The organism is Enterovibrio sp. QJM3NY_24, assembly GCF_057786035.1.
In genome coordinates, this window is sequence record NZ_CM173519.1 from 2,508,086 (window position 1) to 2,526,474 (window position 18,389).

At 46.8% G+C, this 18,389-nt stretch carries 16 protein-coding genes, 1 pseudogene and 1 riboswitch; of the genes and pseudogenes, 7 read left to right on the forward strand and 10 right to left on the reverse strand.

The genetic code is table 11. The features are described 5' to 3' along the window. Positions 1-113: 113 nt before the first annotated feature. Positions 114-1,694 (reverse strand): Na+/H+ antiporter NhaC family protein, encoded by a 1,581-nt coding sequence (locus AC3CIC_RS11005; protein ID WP_488514621.1) that lies wholly within the window; start codon positions 1,692-1,694, stop codon positions 114-116. 87 nt (positions 1,695-1,781) lie between these two features. Then, positions 1,782-1,963: riboswitch (Lysine riboswitch) on the reverse strand. A 344-nt stretch (positions 1,964-2,307) separates the two neighbouring features. Here AC3CIC_RS11005 and AC3CIC_RS11010 point away from each other — a divergent pair. Further along, positions 2,308-2,706: an H-NS family histone-like protein gene (locus tag AC3CIC_RS11010; RefSeq protein ID WP_016961111.1), complete on the forward strand. Its 399-nt coding sequence runs from the start codon at positions 2,308-2,310 to the stop codon at positions 2,704-2,706. Between the two features lie 233 nt (positions 2,707-2,939). Here the strand turns inward: AC3CIC_RS11010 and AC3CIC_RS11015 are convergent, their stop codons facing one another. Together AC3CIC_RS11015 and AC3CIC_RS11020 are read right to left on the reverse strand one after the other, a co-directional pair. Beyond that, positions 2,940-3,917 carry a lytic murein transglycosylase gene (locus AC3CIC_RS11015; RefSeq protein ID WP_488514622.1) on the reverse strand — a complete coding sequence of 326 codons (978 nt, stop codon included), beginning with the start codon at positions 3,915-3,917 and terminating at the stop codon, positions 2,940-2,942. A 9-nt stretch (positions 3,918-3,926) separates the two neighbouring features. Then, positions 3,927-4,202: a YcgL domain-containing protein gene (locus tag AC3CIC_RS11020; protein WP_017004264.1), complete on the reverse strand. Its 276-nt coding sequence runs from the start codon at positions 4,200-4,202 to the stop codon at positions 3,927-3,929. Positions 4,203-4,513: 311 nt separating this feature from the next. Here AC3CIC_RS11020 and minC point away from each other — a divergent pair, with 311 nt between their 5' ends. From minC to minE, 3 genes are read left to right on the forward strand one after another with little or no spacing between them, the layout of a single operon-like run. After that, positions 4,514-5,176, forward strand: a complete 663-nt coding sequence (minC, locus tag AC3CIC_RS11025) for a septum site-determining protein MinC (protein WP_026023972.1) — start codon at positions 4,514-4,516, stop codon at positions 5,174-5,176. Between the two features lie 19 nt (positions 5,177-5,195). After that, positions 5,196-6,008: a septum site-determining protein MinD gene (gene minD / locus AC3CIC_RS11030; RefSeq protein WP_016961107.1), complete on the forward strand. Its 813-nt coding sequence runs from the start codon at positions 5,196-5,198 to the stop codon at positions 6,006-6,008. A 3-nt stretch (positions 6,009-6,011) separates the two neighbouring features. Further along, positions 6,012-6,275, forward strand: a complete 264-nt coding sequence (minE, locus tag AC3CIC_RS11035) for a cell division topological specificity factor MinE (RefSeq protein ID WP_016961106.1) — start codon at positions 6,012-6,014, stop codon at positions 6,273-6,275. 45 nt (positions 6,276-6,320) lie between these two features. Here the strand turns inward: minE and rnd are convergent, their stop codons facing one another. The 6 genes from rnd to yoaA all read right to left on the reverse strand — a co-directional run bounded on the left by rnd (position 6,321) and on the right by yoaA (position 13,406). Beyond that, the gene (gene rnd, locus AC3CIC_RS11040; protein ID WP_488514623.1) at positions 6,321-7,439 is read right to left on the reverse strand and encodes a ribonuclease D; all 1,119 of its coding nucleotides are present in this window, start codon (positions 7,437-7,439) and stop codon (positions 6,321-6,323) included. Positions 7,440-7,582: 143 nt separating this feature from the next. Continuing rightward, positions 7,583-9,280 carry a long-chain-fatty-acid--CoA ligase FadD gene (gene fadD, locus AC3CIC_RS11045; protein ID WP_016961104.1) on the reverse strand — a complete coding sequence of 566 codons (1,698 nt, stop codon included), beginning with the start codon at positions 9,278-9,280 and terminating at the stop codon, positions 7,583-7,585. 95 nt (positions 9,281-9,375) lie between these two features. Then, complete coding sequence (locus tag AC3CIC_RS11050) at positions 9,376-10,254, reverse strand: alpha/beta fold hydrolase (protein WP_488514624.1); 879 nt, start codon at positions 10,252-10,254, stop codon at positions 9,376-9,378. A 107-nt stretch (positions 10,255-10,361) separates the two neighbouring features. After that, entirely contained in the window at positions 10,362-10,652 is a 291-nt protein-coding gene (locus AC3CIC_RS11055) for a hypothetical protein (protein WP_016961102.1), read from the reverse strand. Between the two features lie 51 nt (positions 10,653-10,703). Then, on the reverse strand, positions 10,704-11,399 hold the full coding sequence (tsaB, locus tag AC3CIC_RS11060) for a tRNA (adenosine(37)-N6)-threonylcarbamoyltransferase complex dimerization subunit type 1 TsaB (protein WP_488514625.1): 696 nt from the start codon (positions 11,397-11,399) through the stop codon (positions 10,704-10,706). An 84-nt stretch (positions 11,400-11,483) separates the two neighbouring features. Then, positions 11,484-13,406, reverse strand: coding sequence for a DNA repair helicase YoaA (yoaA, locus tag AC3CIC_RS11065; protein WP_488514626.1), 1,923 nt, complete (start codon positions 13,404-13,406; stop codon positions 11,484-11,486). Positions 13,407-13,615: 209 nt separating this feature from the next. Here yoaA and purU point away from each other — a divergent pair. Then, positions 13,616-14,454 (forward strand): annotated as a pseudogene (gene purU, locus AC3CIC_RS11070) (formyltetrahydrofolate deformylase). 82 nt (positions 14,455-14,536) lie between these two features. Here purU and AC3CIC_RS11075 read toward each other — a convergent pair. After that, a complete protein-coding gene (locus AC3CIC_RS11075; RefSeq protein WP_488514627.1) occupies positions 14,537-15,139 on the reverse strand; it encodes a VOC family protein in 603 nt (200 codons plus the stop codon). A gap of 357 nt (positions 15,140-15,496) precedes the next feature. On the opposite strand from AC3CIC_RS11075, the gene argS reads away from it, so the two are divergent. Together argS and AC3CIC_RS11085 are read left to right on the forward strand one after the other, a co-directional pair. Then, entirely contained in the window at positions 15,497-17,227 is a 1,731-nt protein-coding gene (gene argS, locus AC3CIC_RS11080) for an arginine--tRNA ligase (RefSeq protein WP_488514628.1), read from the forward strand. A gap of 129 nt (positions 17,228-17,356) precedes the next feature. Further along, the gene (locus AC3CIC_RS11085; RefSeq protein ID WP_488514629.1) at positions 17,357-18,379 is read left to right on the forward strand and encodes a GGDEF domain-containing protein; all 1,023 of its coding nucleotides are present in this window, start codon (positions 17,357-17,359) and stop codon (positions 18,377-18,379) included. The last annotated feature ends 10 nt before the right edge of the window (positions 18,380-18,389 follow it).

Below are 18,389 nucleotides of genomic sequence, written 5' to 3' on the forward strand. Positions count from 1 at the left end.
TCTCCCGAAAAAAGACGCAGGCATGCTACCGAAAAAAGCGAAAGGGTAAAAGCGTTACAGGCCGCGAAATGGCATAAAAAAACCTCCCCGAAGGGAGGTTATTGAAAAATAGATTAAGCCAGTTTGCCTGGGCGGCGTGATAACCAACCAAAGAACACACAGACAAGGGCAAAGGCACAGAAGCCTGCCAACAGCGAAATCGACAGCGAATCCGTGAAGCCCAGCACCAAGTAAGAGATACCGGCCACCAGCGCCACAGCCAGCGCATACGGTAGCTGCGTAGAAACGTGGTCAATGTGTCCACAACGTGCACCGGTTGCTGACAAGATGGTGGTATCTGAAATTGGCGAGCAGTGATCGCCGAACACGGCACCAGCAAGTACAGCGGACAACATCGGCAGCATTAACGCAATATCAGTGGCGGCAGAAAGATCACCTGCGATTGGCAGCATGATGCCAAACGTACCCCATGAGGTACCGGTTGAAAATGCCATTGCAGCAGACAATAAGAACAGCAATACAGGTAGAAGTTGTGGCGACAAGTTACCTTGGATCAAGGTCGACAAAAACTTACCCGTCGCCATATCACCAATCACGCTGCCTATCGTCCACGCAAACAGCAAGATCAAGATAGCGCCGAACATAGATTTGGCACCAATCCAAACGGTTTGGCCAACTTCAGGTACTGGAATACGCTGTTTGAATACAGTGATCAATGCTGACAGTAGACCCATTGCACTGCCGTACAACAGTGACATGCCCACATCGGTGTTTTCAAATGCACCGAGAATAGAGAAAGCTTTACCATTGGCTTCTAACGCTTGAGCGCCCGAATACACCATCCAAGACATGGTCGCCACGATAAGCACGACAATCGGCACCACTAAATCGGCCACGCTGCCCTTTTCGCTTTCTTCAATACCGAGTTCGTCATCTAATGACGGACCGCTATTTTCGTCATCACCTAAACGACTGCCCGTCGATGCTTGGTATTCAAAGCGACGCATAGGGCCCACATCCATCTGGAACCAAGCAACCGCAAACACCATTAGCAAAGCAAAAATGGCATAGAAATTCATTGGGATCATGTGCACGAATGCACTGAGGGGGCTGTAATCAGTCACGCCATGGCTAACAAGAATGCCGCCAACCACCGTAATGATATATGCACCCCAACTCGAAGCCGGCATGATCACGCACATTGGCGCGGCGGTTGAATCGAGAATATAAGCGAGTTTCGCACGCGACACATGAAAACGGTCAGTCACAGGACGACTAATGGCGCCAACCGCTAGGCTATTAAAATAGTCATCAACAAAAATGAATACGCCTAGAAATGCTGCCAGAAGTTTTGCACCGCGCTTACTTTTAATGCGAGTTTGCGCCCATTCAGCAAATGCACGTGTGCCACCGGAAAGTGTGATAAGTGCAGTAAGGGAACCCAGCAAGACTAAGAAAGCCACAATGCTCATGTTCCAGCTATTAATGCTGCCATCATCAATAAAAAGGCCTTTTACAAGCCCGGTAAGATAATACGTGGTCGCCGACAAAGAAAAGTCATTGAGTAGCAATGCGCCGGAGAGAATACCCAGCCCTAATGATAACAAAACACGACGTGTAACAATGGCGAGGCCCAACGCAAGAATCGCGGGCAATACCGATAAAGAAGACGCGGAAAAATCGATTAAGTTCATGATCTCTATATCAACCTGTAAGGTTGGAGATCTACTGCAGAAATGGAAACCAATTAATAAATAACAATGGTTAAACACATTCTTAAACCCTACAGTAGCGCTCCATAGTTAAATCCCAATACTATGGCAGTGTTGTGTCTGTTAGAGCACAACCCCAGCAGATTAGCTTGATAAGCAAAATCCTACTTCGGCGCTATTTCCTTTCTCACATTCTCAACGGCATCACCCTAAAATGTGTTACTGATAAATAGCGCACCTCTACGTGCATAAAGCCTGCGTATTGTATGTGACATCGAGGACATTGCAATAACCATCTAAATGATTTTACACATTAAGTGCATGGTATTTACAAATCACCTACAACCGTCAATCTCTTCTCTCTCAACGCATGCAAAGTCAAACACGCATGACGGCTTTATTGTACACCCCACGGATAAGTCATCCGATTTTTTTCAGGAAAAAGCGAATAAGGTTTATTTAAGTTTGCACTTTTCTTAAATTCGATATCTAATATTACTGAATTTAATTAAGCAAACATTGCAAAGAATTAATTATTCTTGCTACTCTTAGTACGGTAATTAATTATTATAAACGAGAGAATAGGATAGGCATAATGTCTGATGCACTGAAAGTATTGTTAAATCTGCGCAGCCTTCGTGCCGTGGCGCGTGAACTTACTCTGGAACAACTACAAGAAGCTCTGGAAAAACTGCAAGCTGTCGTTGCAGAGCGTGAAGAATCAGAAGCAGAAGCTAATGAAGCAGAAAAAGAGCGTCTAGAAAAACTTGAGAAATATCGTGAGATGTTGATCAAAGACGGTATTGACCCAGAAGAATTGCTGGCGACTCTTGGTGGTGCTAAACCAAAATCTAAGCGTGCTGCTCGTCCAGCAAAATATAAGTACATTGACGTAGACGGTTCAGAAAAAACGTGGACTGGCCAAGGTCGTACGCCAAAAACAATAAAAGAAGCACTTGAAAGCGGCAAGAAGATCGAAGACTTCCTGCTGTAATTGCGCATTAATTGTCATCGGTTTGTGGCGAAATAGCGTCAGGCTGTACAAAAAAAAGGGGCTTTCGCCCCTTTTTTTATCCCAACCCTAATGGTCTGGATACGATTGCAATAGTGATTAATTCGTTGCCCTATGCTCGCGTGATGGTCGCATTTATCATGCGACCATCAATAAAAATACCACAGATAACTTTAAGGTAATTAACGCATATCATTGCAGGCTAATCTAATCAGCTAGCCAGACTTAATCCTATCGGCCAAGTGGCTTACGGCAATTGCAAAATAGTGCGAACGGTTCCATTTCATCAAGCTTTGGTAATTTCCATAAACCAAATAGCTTCGTCCATATTCGTCATCAGGCTGAATCAACCAGGCGTTAATATCGACATCAGGCAACGAGGTGTTATTCATACGACGTATACCTAACGCTTGCCATTCTGCTAATGTTTTAGCTTTATCTTGACCTAATCCTGACAATTCTTTCTCAATGCCTACTGGCACTTTTACCTGACGTCCCCAAGTGTATTCGCTATCCCAACCTGCATTTTTTAAATAATTCGCAGATGAAGCAAATACGTCAGGCTTTGACGTCCATATATCTTTTTTTCCGTCATTGTTGCCATCAGCAGCAAATGCAACAAAAGAGCTAGGCATAAACTGGCATTGCCCCATGGCACCCGCCCATGAACCTTTCATGTTGCTTGGTGCAATATGGCCTTCTTGCAAAATCGTTAATGCCGCAAATACTTCTTTGCGAAAGAAAGCTTCTCGCCTCCCGTCGTATGCCAATGTAGCAAGCGCTTCAACGACATTATAATTACCGGTTAACGCACCGAAGTTACTTTCCACTCCCCAAAGCGCGACAAGAAAGCGTGGCTGCACGCCATATTCTTCGCCGATACGTTGAAGATCAGTGTAATGCTCGTCATATAAACGACGTGCTTTTTTCACTTTCCAATCTGGCACGGCACGCGGAATATATTCATCTAACGTTAAACGCTTTTCAGGTTGGTTACGATCTGCTTTAACCGCCCTTTCTCGATAGCGAATACCATCAAATGCTTGCTCAAGCAGTAACGAATCAATTCCCTTCGTTGCGCCCTCTTCTTTTAGGCCAGTGACATAGTTGTCAAAACTTGGCTTCTCGGCCATCACGGGCGCTGACAAAGACAACGCAGCCCCAATGAGGATCCCTATCAATCCTTTACGCATAGCGCTCCTTTATAACTTGGTATTGTTTGCTCTAATGTGTTGCAGCACTTGATCAATCGGAGGTGGTAGCTGCAAATAAAAACCGTCGCGTTGCAAACTCTCTTTTACTTTATCAAGATCGGCAATAGCCAGTTTCTCTCTCTTATCTAAGTTGACCATCATAACGAAATGAGGTTTCCCAAAAGTTTGTAACAATTGTTGAGGCACATCCCCTAAATCATCCTTACGATTAACATAAAGATAGGTCGAATCTTTTTTACTGCTTTTATAGATTGCGCAATACACCTTGTACCTCACAGAGTTGCAATTTCCCAATAAAGAGAAACCGCTTAGAAAAATGTAACAAATTCGGCGATAAAAACACCACAATCGGCGTTGGCTCTTGCCGCAAAGTATCCATGAATATACCATGCTGAACACTGTCTGATAATGCGCGTGACCCTGATATTTCTTGGGATGAAGCGGAAATTGTATTCGCCTCTTTTGCACATTGATATTTCTGTCCCGCCAGCCTCTCATGTTTGAGCCAATTTTATTCATGAGAAACGTTGAAGCGCGCACATCAGATCAAACAACTGCCATCTGGACAAAATCTCATGACAAAAAACGCCGAACTAAAAGGCAGTTCATTTACGCTTTCTGTGCTTCATCTAATGGATGATGACTTAGATGGTGCATTACAAGTGCTGTCCGATAAAGTCCTGCAGGCCCCCGCATTTTTTGACGGTGCACCTGTGGTTGTTGATATTTCAAGATTGCATCAACAACCGGACTTCATCACGTTAAAAGCCACCATTGAACAGACCGGTATGCTGGTCGTTGGTGTCACAGGGTGCAAACAAAATACTTGTCGTGAAGCGGCAAAACTCGCGGGACTTGCGGTCATGAACCCGGCGAAACAAACCCGTGTGAATGATCCTATCCAAACCCCAACGAAAGTCGTCACGACGCCTATTCGTTCTGGGCAGCAGGTCTATGCAAAAAATGCCGACTTGGTCGTGCTTAATCACGTTAGCGCTGGTGCGGAGATCATCGCTGATGGCAGTATTCACATTTATGGCGTGCTTCGTGGACGCGCTATCGCGGGTGCTAGTGGCCAAAAAGAAGCCAGTATTTTCTGCCAAAACCTGCAATCTGAATTGCTTTCAATTGCAGGAACATATTGGCTTAGCGAATCCATCCCTGAGCAGTATGCTGCTCGCCCGGTGAAAGTTTCGCTACAAGAAGACTCTTTAAACATTGAACACCTCACACTCTAATTATCCAAAGGATTGAGGAATGACTCGAATTATCGTAATCACTTCTGGCAAAGGCGGCGTGGGGAAAACCACGTCAAGTGCAGCCATTGCTACGGGCCTTGCGCAAGCTGGAAAGAAAACAGCCGTTATCGATTTTGATATTGGTCTGCGTAACCTTGACCTCATCATGGGCTGTGAACGCCGCGTCGTGTACGACTTTGTGAACGTCATCAATGGTGAAGCGAATCTTCACCAAGCAATGATCAAAGATAAGCGCATTGATAATCTATTTGTTTTGCCTGCTTCTCAGACGCGCGACAAAGATGCGCTAACCAAAGAAGGCGTCGGTCGCGTTTTAGATGACCTTAAAGCCATGGATTTTGATTTCATTATCTGCGACTCGCCAGCAGGCATCGAAGCAGGCGCCCTGATGGCGTTATACTTTGCTGATGAGGCCATCGTGACAACTAATCCGGAAGTCTCGTCTGTACGCGATTCAGACCGTATTTTGGGCATTCTCGATTCCAAGTCTCGCCGCGCAGAAAATGGTGAAGAACCTGTGAAGACGCACCTTTTGCTGACACGCTATAACCCAGCCCGTGTAAATCGTGGTGAAATGCTGAGCGTTTCGGATGTCGAAGATATTTTGCGTATACCGTTGCTGAGCGTGATCCCTGAAAGCCCGTCGGTGTTGCATGCATCAAACAAAGGTGAACCTGTTATCTTGGATGAAGAATCTGATGCGGGTCAGGCTTACGCCGATGCGATTAGTCGCCTACTAGGCAATGAGTGCCCATACCGCTTCTTGGAAGAAGAGAAGAAAGGGTTCCTGAAACGCATTTTTGGAGGGTAACACATGGCACTGCTGGAGTTTTTCCGTCCGAAAAAGAAAGCATCTGCATCTATGGCAAAAGAGCGTTTGCAGATCATTGTCGCTGAGCGCCGCCGCGCAGGGTGCTCTGAACCGACTTACTTGCCCCAGTTAAAACAAGATATTCTTGAGGTTATCCGAAAGTACGTGGATATCTCTCCAGAACAAGTCTCTGTTGCGTTGGAGCAACGAGATGACGATTTATCCGTTTTGGAATTGAATGTCACCTTGCCTGATGAAGACAAGTAAATCTCTTCAGAAACAAAAAACCGGCTTTCGCCGGTTTTTTTATGCTTATTTCAACAAGGGTAATACTCTGTCTTCCACGTAAGCTTTACGCCAACCAGACAACAGATCAGGCATTTTTTCAGGGTTTCTGCCGTTAACCCATGCCCATTTTAAGACCTGATGAATTTGTTTTTTTGACCCAACAAATTCAGGTACAACCCCCAATTGTTCTGCCACTGCATTGGTCTGATCTTTGATCTCTTTAACCATTTGCTTGTAGCCAGGCATGTCGACTAAACGAACAATCGCCTCTGGGTAATGTTCTTCCGGCAATGTATCAAGCTCGCTGACCATGCGAAGTAGACGGCTGCCATGGCGTTCAACTTCAAAACGATCAAAGCCTTCATCCACCATTTTATCCAGCGAACGAATATCAAACCGCGCCATCTTCCAAAGGTGCAACTCTTTCACCACGAAATTCAGTGCTAAATCGCGACGGCGCGCTTCACGTAAACGCCAACTTGCCAGCTTTTTCAACACAGCCAATTGCTGAGGGCGAAGCTGCCAAGCGTTTTTAATATCGAGGTAGGCTTTTTCTGGATCCGGCGTTTTACCGCGCTTACTCACCAGCAAGTCACACTCTTGGTTAACCGCTTCATTCCAACCTGCGTCAGCAACGCGTTCAGCCAAAAAATGATACAGCGGCCACAGGTAGAAAACATCAGCAGCAGCATATTCAAGCTGTTTGTCAGACAGAGGACGTGCGCACCAATCGGTACGAGCTTCACCTTTATCCAACGATACTTGTAAATACTCGTCCACCAACGCAGCAAAGCCCGTTGAAAGACCATGTCCTAAAAAAGCCGCCATGATTTGTGTATCGACCATCGGCGTCGGCATCACACCAGAATAATGGTGAAACACTTCCAAATCTTCACTGCATGCGTGCAGGACTTTGATCACTGATTCATCAGTAAGCAGCGCCCATAACGGTGACATATCGTCCAGTTTGATCGGGTCGATCAGTGACAAGGTCTCTCCATCATAAAGCTGGATAAGACCCAATCTTGGATAAAGGGTTCGCGTGCGCACAAATTCAGTATCCAGCATTACAGCTGGCACTTTTCTCGCCTGTTCACATACTCGTTCGAGATGGGATAGCTCAGTTACAATTTCAAAGTTCACACTGTCATCCGTATTTTGTTTGGCGCCCGAAAGCCTTACCTAATGTTGCGAAGACCAAAAACGAACATGCTGGCGTAAGCCAGCATGTTTTCAAAGGCATATGCCTCATTGTACGCGCTTCAACTTCAAAGCGCACGGGCGCGTTATGCTTCCGCTTTATTTGCTTCCTGCTTGGCTTCCTGCTCTTCGCGCAGTGCACGACGCAAGATTTTACCCACATTGGTTTTCGGCAAATCATCACGAAATTCAATAATTTTAGGGACTTTGTAGCCAGTGAGGTATTCGCGACAATGCGCTAACAACTCTTCTTTGGTCAGGCTTGGATCACGCTTAACAACGCAGATTTTAACGATTTCACCGGAGGTTTCATGAGGCTGACCAATGGCTGCCACCTCCAACACTTTGCCATGCAGTGCCACAACATCTTCGATCTCGTTGGGGTACACGTTAAAACCTGAGACCAAAATCATGTCTTTCTTGCGATCAACAATGTGCAAGAAGCCATCGTCATCAAACTTCACCACATCGCCAGTCGACAACCAACCATCATCAGTCAGTACTTCTTTGGTCGCTTCTGGGCGCTGCCAATAGCCCTGCATCACTTGCGGGCCTTTCACTTGCAACTCACCAACTTGATCGTTCGCCACGACATTGCCTTCGTCATCGACGATGCGGACATCAGTAGATGGCACAGGCAAACCAATCGAGCCATTGTACTCTTTCAGATCGTAAGGATAAGCGGCCACTAGCGGTGAACATTCGGTCAGGCCGTAACCTTCCAACAAATGCTTACCCGTCAGCTTCTTCCATTGCTCAGCGACCGCGCGCTGAACCGCCATGCCGCCGCCGACGGTGAGACTAAGCTTAGAGAAGTCTAACTCGTGGAAATCTTCATTGTTGAGCATGGCATTGAACAGCGTATTCACACCCGTGATGGCGGTGAATGGATGCTGCTTCAGCTCTTTCACGAACGCAGGAATATCACGTGGGTTAGTGATTAGCAGGTTTTGACCGCCCATTTCAATGAACAACAAACAGTTTACGGTTAACGCAAACACGTGATAAAGCGGCAGTGCCGTTACCACCAATTCGCGTCCTTCTACCAATACTGGCGCGTACATCGCTTTCGCTTGGTCAACGTTGGCCAGCATGTTCTTGTGCGTTAGTACCGCGCCCTTCGCCACCCCTGTAGTACCGCCGGTATATTGCAAGAATGCGATGTCATCCCCCGTCATAAAGGGTTTAACATATTGCATACGACGGCCTTTTTTCAGCGCAAGGCGCATAGACGTCGCATGTGGAAGGCTGTACTTGGGCACCATCTTCTTGATGTATTTCACCACGAAGTTCACCAAGGTACCTTTTGCTCGTGGCAATTGATCGCCAAGGCTGGTCAAAATAACGTGACGAACGCTGGTGTTATCAACGACTTTTTCCAACGTGTGGGCGAAGTTCGACACGATAACGATAGCAGCAGCGCCAGAGTCATTTAATTGATGCTCAAGCTCGCGCGGCGTATACAGTGGGTTCACGTTCACCACCACACAACCTGCGCGCAAAATACCAAACAATGCAATAGGGTACTGCAGCAAGTTCGGCATCATTACGGCGACACGATCACCTTTTTTCAGACCAAGATCATTTTGCAAATAAGCTGCAAACGCACGGCTGCGCTCTTCCAGCTTACGAAATGTCATCACCTGCCCCATGTTGATAAAAGCAGTTTGGTCGGCATATTTTTGCACCGACTTTTCGAACATTTCCACCAAGGATGGGTACATATTAGGTGAAATTTCCGCTGGTACATCTGATGGGTAGCGGTGATGCCAAACCTTTTCCACGTGATCTCTCCTATTGTGTATCGTGAGTCTTGGCCCACGTCAGAAGCAAAAATTCAAACGAGCGTTTTAACGCCCAATTAGACCATGAGTAACAATCAATTAACATCATCACGCATTGTGAGATGTAGCTTGGTCACAAAATCAATAATCAGTGCAGCTGTTTTCTGCTGACTTTGAAGATGGCAGTGGTGCGTACCTTCTACCATCTCAACCGTCAGGTTCTTAAACCACTCTTTGCGCTGTTCAGCAAGTGGGCTGCGTAGTTCTGGGTATCCGTCTTCGCCAATAATGGCGAGAACCGGACATTGTATACCTTTGATCAGGTGCTCTGCATGGTGAGTAGACATACGATAAATCGAGTCTGTTTTCAGTTTGGCGTCGTGTCTCCAGCGCCATTCCTCACCCACTTGCCGTATTCCACGTGTCACCAACGGCGTTAAATCTTCAATCGATACTTTGTTGATACTCCGGCGGAGTTTCAGCGCGGCATCCAGTGACGGTAAAGTTCTTGGTGCATTCATCTTCAATCGGCTTTCAACGCCATGACGAAGGCGATCTACCACCTTGTCATCACGCTCTGACATTGGGCCTAGCGCCTCAATCATCACCAACCCTTTTGCACGTTCTGGGAACGCAGCACTCCAACAAGAAGCCACTAATGCCCCTAAGGAATGCCCAACCAGAAAGATAGGTTTATCACTCAGCTGTAAAATCAGCTGATGAAGATCATCCACATAGTCAAAAAAAGGGTAGAAGCTGTCCGCGCCTTTGTGATCGGATAAACCATGACCAGGCCAATCTGGCATCACAAGGTCAACATGTTCGGTAAGAAGTGGTGCGAGAGGTTCGAAGCTTCCACTGTTGTCCTGCCATCCATGCAACATGAGCAAGATGGGTTTTGGACTGTCAGTGAGACAAACCTGTGCCGCGAGATTGCCAAACCTCGCTGCAAATTGTTTTTCTTGTAATACCATGATGAGCTGCTGAATGCCGTATAGGCTTCGCACCTCTTTCAGAGGGCGCGAAGCCTATCACAGTCGGGGTTAGTTAAGTGGTACGAGGAGTTGAAGTTAGCACGATTTCATACGAAAACATCCACACCAAACAAAGCCATAATCTCTTCTCGTCGAGCCTGATTTTTCACTTCCATATAAGAAAGGAGTGCATGTCGGCTTCGACCATCGGGAACATCATAATGGATCTGTTGATGGGCATCTTGTGCCAGCTCAGGATGACGAATCCCCTGACTTACCGCTTTAGCAACCACAGACGGCTGAGTAACCTCAGCGCTATTGGATGCTTTTTGTGATTTCTTACGTCCAGCATTGCTAGGACGTTGTATCGGTTGCGGTAATCCATGAATTGAAACCATCGCTGCTCTTCTCGGCTCGTCCTATCCGTTCTGCAAACAGAAATGCAGAGGTTATTCGCGACCTGGCAGCTTTTTCCATGCTACCGTGTCACGCAGATAAACAGGGCTTGCATGCTCTGCATCCACCGCCTCACCACGCTCAAGCGCATGATGCGCAAGAATAAGCATGTCTTCCGCTTCAGGGTACAAGACACCGCTATCTGTTGTTTCTAAGTGTAGCTGGCTTGCCAGATCTGGGTAAGCTTGCCACCCAGTTCCTGCCGTAAACCACTTATCTTCTGACAGTGTAGGTCTAAAATGATCTGGCGGTAAAACAGCCTCTTCAACCACACGTTTCCAGTCGCCGTTTTCTAAGCGCCGATAGCCACCCACATAGATTTCATTCATGCGAGCATCAATGGTCGCAAGGACATTGTTCGCTTGATTGCGACGATAAGCCTGCTGTGCCATTGCAGCCAACGTAGAAACACCCACCATCGGCAAATTAGCACCGAATGCCAAACCTTGTGCAATACCAATCCCGATACGCACACCGGTAAAGCTACCTGGGCCACGACCAAATGCTAACGCATCCAGCTGATTAAGTTTCAAGCCTGCTTCTGCAAGCACACTATCAACCATAGGGAGAATCTTGGTTGTATGCTCACGCGGGGCGATTTCACAGCGAGAAATCGTCTCGTTACCTACTTTCAATGCTACAGAGCAGTTTTCAGTCGCCGTATCCACGGCAAGAATTATAGATGTCATTTACGCCTCGGGTGTTGCTGCAATACCAGCAACATCGTTGTTATTTGGTCTGTTATTATCGAGCACTGCTTTATAGCAGCGCCCTTATTCGTTCGATTCAATGGCCGCGAGAAACTCGCCGACTTTTGCCAGATCCCGCGTTCTCGGGATAGGCGGCAAACTGCGCAAAAACGTCTCGCCGTATTGTCTACTCACCAAGCGGTTATCACAAATAATCAGCGCGCCATGATCGCTTCTGTCTCGGATAAGTCGCCCTACCCCTTGCTTTAGCGTTATCACCGCATCCGGTATCTGAACCTGGGAGAATGGATCCCCACCTTGCAATCGACAGTCTTCAATTCGTGCTTTCAGCAGCGGGTCATCCGGCGCTGTAAAAGGCAATTTGTCAATAATAACACAGCTCAGTGCCTGCCCTCTAACGTCAATACCTTCCCAGAATGCGCCTGTTGCGACCAAGAGCGCATTGCCCATTTCCAAGAATTCGGCCAATAACTTTTGCTTCGACGTTTCACCTTGCACCAGCACAGGCAAAGAGAGCTTTTCGCGAAAACGCTCTGACAAGTCCCGTACCATTTGGTGAGAGGTACACAAGAAAAAGCAGCGCCCTTCATTCTGTTCAATCAAGGGAAGGAGCATTTCCACCAGCTTATCCGCCAAACCATAGCTATTGGGTTCAGGCAAGAAACGCGGCACACATAAAATGGCCTGCGTTTCATAGTCAAATGGACTCGGCAGCGTAAACTGCTCGGTGGGCTCAATGCCAAGGCGATGACTGAAGTGGCTAAAATCGTCATTCACTGCCAGCGTGGCGGATGTGAATATCCACGCACCTTGCTGTTGTTGTATTTGTTCGCGAAATTTTTCCGCCACGGATAACGGCGTGATATTTAAGCTGAAGTGATTGCGGCTGCACTCATACCAATAGGAATAGCCCGGAATGGTGGTGTCGCTTAATCGTTCAAGTCTGGATTTTAGCATCGTTGTGCGCTCAAACGCGGCATCGAGCAATTGGCTGCGACCTAAGGACAATTTAATCACGTCATAGGCGAGAGTCAGTGCATCGGCTAATCTCACTAACTCACGTGCCACCGCAGGTGAAGCGCTTATCTCGCGCCAGTTTCCACGAAAGCCTGGCTCACCCAGCACAATACGAAGATCTGAGCCTGCATGAGACAACCTGTCCGCCACTTTATCTAACTGTTTGGTATCACGAAGTTCGGTGCGATACGCAATATGAATGTCTTTTGCTAGCTCTTGAATTTGTCGGCTCGACAAACTTTGCCCAAAGTACTGACTGGCTATGTCGGGGATTTGGTGGGCTTCATCGAAGATGAACACTTCGGCTTCAGGAATTAACTCACCAAAGCCTGTTTCTTTAATGGCTAAATCCGCAAGAAAAAGATGGTGGTTTACCACCACCAAATCTGCATCCAAAGCCCGCTTACGCGCCTTGACCACAAAGCAATCTTGGTAGCTTGGGCATTCTTTCCCCAAGCAATTGTCGTTCGTTGACGTGATGGTAGGAATAATCGGGCTGTCTTCAGCAAGATCATCACATTCACCCAAATCACCGGTTTTAGTTTCCGATGACCAACCCCGTACTTTGACCAACTGGGTGAGCAATTTAGGATCTGACTGTCCATCGTGACTTTCAATCATTTGACGACTGAGTCTTTCAGGGCACAGGTAATTCGCCCGCCCTTTCAGTAGCGCGACACGACCTGTAAAGCCGAGCGTATCCACCATTAATGGCAAGTCACGGTGAAACAATTGCTCTTGAAGGTTTTTGGAACCCGTGCTGACGATGGTTTTCTTGCCGCTTAATAAGGCTGGCACCAAATACGCATAGGTTTTACCCGTACCTGTCCCCGCCTCGACGACCAATTGCGTGCCGTCTTTAATGGCGCGTTCGACCGACAGTGCCATGTCTGTCTGGGGCTGGCGCGGTTGAAAACCCTTTATCGCGCGAGCAAGGGCGCCGTCTGTGGAGAAAACCGTCGAAATCATTGGTCATTTATACAGTGGTTGAAAGCATCGCATTATGCCAACAATCGCTCGCGTCTGCTACGGGTGAAAACGCAAAGCGAGCGTTCAACCTTTATCCGCCAAATTGCGATACATCAAAAGAGCGTCACGTGAGGTTTTGACCTTGAAACAAAATCAGCGTAAAACGTGATGAATAGCAAAAATCACTATTTCGCGAGATCCACACTTCTATGGAAAGAAAAACTCTGCTGACGGATTGTCCCGACGCACAAGGCGTTTTATCGCCAAAATCACAAACATCTGTTACAAACATCAGCTCAATATTATTCATAACAATGAGTATGTTGACCACAGCACGGGGCAGTTCTTTATGCGCACCGAGCTAGAGGGCATCTTTAATGATGAAACCTTCTTGATGGATATTGATCAAGCACTACCAGCAGGTAGCCATCGCAGCTTGGTTGATAGCAAACGTCGCAAACGCATCGTTATTCTGGTCACCAAAGAATCCCATTGTCTGGGTGATATTCTAATGAAAGCCTACGACGGCTCGCTAGATGTGGAGATTTCAGCAGTCGTGGGCAACCACGAAACGCTTGCAGCACTGACAACGAAATTCGATATTCCGTTCCATTTCGTCAGCCACGAAGGCATGGAACGTGAAGAACATGAAAATAAAGTGATTGAGATCGTCGACGCCTATACACCCGATTACGTCGTTTTGGCGAAATTCATGCGCGTGCTCACGCCAAGTTTTGTTGCGCACTATCACCGTCAGATCATCAATATCCACCACAGTTTCTTACCCGCATTCATTGGTGCACGCCCTTATCATCAGGCTTATCAACGTGGTGTAAAGATCATCGGCGCAACCGCGCATTTCGTCACGAACGATCTTGATGAAGGGCCAATCATTGAGCAGAACATCAGGCATGTTGACCACACTTTCAGCGCGGAAGACATGGTGAAAGCAGGACGTGATGTAGAAAAGACGGTACTCAGTACCGCACTGAGTCAAGTGCTAGAAGACAAAGTCTTTGTCTACGGTAATAAGACTGTGATTCTGTAGTTTCAAGAAACACCCATATATAACAAATTAAGGGGCATGATATGCCCCTTTTTCACATCTGTTTCAGTAGATTCTCAATAGCTTACTTTTCGCTTTCAATCACTTGCTCAAGCGAAACGGGATGTAACTTCACGCAAACGCCATTGGCTTTAAATGCAACGGTCGGATTAGCAAGGCGTTCACCCTCCCCTGATGGTGAACTGAGCTTCACCTTCACGCCCATCTCGCTCAGTGTTTCCCAACGTGCTTTCAATTCAGGAAACAAACAAAATACGTCATCCAATAGCGCTTCTGGGGTGACTGCATCGGAAGGTATCACCCATTCTGCATGCTCCCATCCTTCTTCTGGATAGGTTTTTTCACTCGGATACGGAAGCTCAACACAATGCGTTTTCCACTGCCCGAAAGACACACTGTCATGCGTCTTAATTACCACAATAGGGCGACCATTAATGGTGTTGACAGAGATTTCATCGCCATATGCCAACCATGCTTGGTGCAGTTGCAGGGCAAGATCAACATCATTGACACGAAGTGCAATATGGTCAGCTTCATAAGAAGCGAGATCGATACCCAGCATTTCCAATAATACGTTTATACGAAGGCTAAAAGAGTCAAGTGAGGAGAAAAGCTGATCAACGGTAAGTGCCGACATGGAAATCTCTGTGTTAGTCGTGGAAATCATGCAAAGTATCCCATCCCCACAAAACGATTACCAATACGTTATTGAATGAGTGAAATTTCTCCAGAAATACGCTGCAAGGAAATGAACACAACCCAGCGACAATGAATTGAAGGCATTTAACGGGATTTTGGTTTCAAACCACGCCTATTTGTGGGTATTATTACGCCTATCAATCTGCACTCGTTTTTGGTGTCGAAAGCGCGGTATTAAAGGCGTCAACCATGCCCCGCAATGAGCATTTATCATTGGGTATCGTTGACGGATTTTTGCTTTAGTACCAAAGCAAGTAAGCCCATCGTCGTGATCGTGGTCAACTATCACGCACTGTTAATCGGGTATCAAAATTAAGGTAAGCACGTGAATATTCAAGCCCTTCTCAATGAGAAAGTATCGGCTGCTATGGTCGCAGCAGGTGCACCAGAAGGCAGCCCAGCTGCAGTTCGTCAGTCGGCGAAGCCACAATTTGGTGACTATCAAGCAAACGGCATCATGGGCGTTGCTAAAAAGCTGGGTGGAAACCCACGTGATTTCGCACAGAAAGTGTTAGATGTTTTAGACCTTGACGGCATTGCATCAAAAACCGAAATCGCAGGCCCAGGCTTTATCAATATCTTCCTTAGCCCAGAGTGGCTCGGTGAACAAGCAGGCCTCGCGCTGGCAGATAGCCGCCTTGGTGTGGCTGAAGATAACAAACAGAACATCGTTGTAGATTACTCAGCGCCTAACGTCGCAAAAGAAATGCACGTTGGTCACCTTCGCTCAACCATTATCGGTGATGCGGTTGTTCGTACGCTTGAATTTTTGGGTCACAACGTCATTCGTGCCAACCACCTGGGTGACTGGGGTACGCAGTTCGGCATGTTGATCGCAAACCTTGAGCGCCATGAAGCACAAGGTGGCGACATCTCAATGGATTTGAGCGACATCGAAAGCTTCTACCGTGAATCAAAAACGCTTTACGACGAAGACGAAGAATTTGCAAAAACCGCACGTAACTACGTAGTTCGCCTTCAAAGCGGTGACGAATACTGCAAAGAAAAATGGCAGACACTGGTCAAAATCACCCTTGAACAAAACCAGCGTAACTACGATCGCCTGAACGTATCTTTGACTAACAAAGACGTAATGGGTGAAAGCATGTACAACAGCATGTTGGCAGGTATCGTGGCAGATCTTAAAGAGAAAGGTCTGGCGGTAGAAAGCGATGGCGCAATGGTTGTGTTCTTGAATGAGTACAAGAACAAAGACGGCGAACCTATGGGTGTGATCATCCAAAAGCGTGACGGCGGTTTCTTGTACACCACAACAGATATTGCCTGTGCGAAATACCGTTACGAAACGTTTAATGCAGATCGTGTTCTGTATTTCATCGATTCTCGTCAACACCAGCACTTGATGCAAGCGTGGGCGATTGTGCGTAAAGCGGGCTATATCCCTGAATCAATGAGCCTAGAGCACCACGCATTTGGCATGATGCTAGGCAAAGATGGTCGTCCGTTTAAGACCCGTGCTGGTGGCACCGTTCGTCTAGCGGATCTACTTGACGAAGCAGAAGTGCGTGCAGCCAAACTGATTGAAGAAAAAAATCCTGAAATGCCAGCAGACGAAAAAGCGAACATCGCCAACACCGTTGCCATGGCTGCCGTGAAGTATTCAGAGCTGTCTAAGCACCGCACCACTGACTACATCTTCGATTGGGACAACATGCTTGCATTTGAGGGCAATACTGCACCTTATATGCAGTATGCCTACACACGCGTTGCTTCTATCTTTAACAAAGCAGGCATCGAAGCTGACTCAGTACAAGGCGATATCATCATTGCTGACGACAAAGAGAAAGCACTCGTGTCTAAGTTGCTGCAATTTGAAGAAGCAGTTCAATCTGTCGCGCGTGAAGGTCAGCCTCACATCATGTGTGGCTATCTGTTTGAACTGGCAGGGACATTCTCTAGCTTCTATGAAGCCTGCCCTATCCTCAATGCAGACGGTGACACAAAACAAAGCCGCTTGAAACTTGCAGCACTGACTGCAAAAACCATCAAGCAAGGCCTTGATCTTCTTGGTATTAACACGCTAGAACGCATGTAATCATTACTAATTGCGTGTGAAAAGTTTGAGCCTCATTCAAAAAGAATGGGGCTTTTTTTCCGCTTTACCTCAACAAACTCTCGCATTTCTTGTATCATAATTGATACAAGCAGTACTAAGGGATTGTGCATGAGTGATTACGCTTTTTTCGAAGCAACAAAGATATTCAAGCGTGCCGTGCCATTGATGGTGAAGTACAAAGTACCCACTACCCCGCACTATTTTTCGCTTTGGTATACCTATTGTGCCGGAACTCATCCACAACTTAACCAAGCGGTTGATGAGACGGTCGAACGCTTTGGTCAATGCTCCAAAGGGCACTGCGATACCCTGATCGAATCCTACCTGCTTGATGATGCAAAACGAGAAGTCGACAGCTTTCGGAAGAAGTTGGAAAGCCTTGCCGCTGACTTAGGCCATTCTATTGACGATACGGTGCAAGACACTCAAGCGTTCCAGAACATTCTTAACTCTTCGGTTAGCCGGCTTGAGGATGTAAAAAGCCACTCTGACATCAGCGGTGAAAGCCAAGTTGTGCTTCAAGATGTGCTCAAAGGATCACAGCATTTACTGCAAGCCACCTCTCAATACCAATTGCAGGTATCATCGCAAAAATCAGAAATCGACTCACTCAAACTGCAGCTCAAAGAATATCAAAAGCAAGCCACTCATGATGCTCTAACGGGCGCATTCAACCGACGTGCCTTTGAACAAGAACTTGATGAACACCTTAAGCAAAAAAGCGAAATGTGCTTAGTGATGGTCGATATCGACCACTTTAAGTCGTTTAACGATGAATTTGGTCATCAAATGGGCGACAAAGTCCTTAAGATAGTGGCTCAGAGGCTTGAGCAAAGCGTCGAAACCAACGGAATGATTTTTCGTTATGGTGGTGAGGAATTTTCAATACTACTCCCTAAAATGTCTCTACGGGGCGCCTATCAAATTGCGGAGAAAACACGAAAATCGCTAGAGCGACTTTCTGTTACCGACAAACGTTCGGGGCAGAAAATCAACTCGATCACTGCCTCTTTCGGTATCGCCGAATTTGCTATTGGTGAGCAAGGTGCGCAGTTTGTCTCTCGCGCTGACGAAGCACTTTACGATGCAAAACATCGCGGTAGAAATAGAGTGATGCCTTTGGTGCAATAAAGCAGGTCAG